Here is a 304-nt window from a genome sequence, read left to right as displayed (position 1 = left end):
GCTGGCCCTGAGAGATCTTTATCTGATGAGGACGTTTTTCAGTATCAATTTCGACAGAATAATAATCTGACGCCACCTTATTGATAACCCTTTGTACTGTCTTCATTTGGCTTTTGTCATCTAGGGTGGAGTCGATAAGATCCTTTGAAAGCAATATATGGCGCAGTTCAAGACTGGTGACATAATCGGGATGGCAGGGAATATTTTGCAGAACGAGTTGATAGCGCTCAAACGTTTTGGACATTGCTTTACACCTTCTCATCAGATAACGTTGAATATTCTAGTTAAAGGGACAGTTTTTGTC

1 pseudogene is annotated in these 304 nt (G+C 40.5%); it reads right to left on the bottom strand.

The window, feature by feature from the left end:
* Window positions 1-244, bottom strand: a pseudogene (locus AB4585_RS27090) (WYL domain-containing protein); the annotation flags it as partial.
* Window positions 245-304 lie beyond the last annotated feature (60 nt).

Origin of the sequence: Vibrio sp. 10N.222.49.C9, assembly GCF_041474985.1 — a bacterium.
Taxonomy (GTDB): Bacteria; Pseudomonadota; Gammaproteobacteria; order Enterobacterales; family Vibrionaceae; genus Vibrio; species Vibrio crassostreae_C.
Note: the sequence above shows the minus strand (reverse complement) of the source record. Positions and strands in the feature narration are given on the sequence as shown.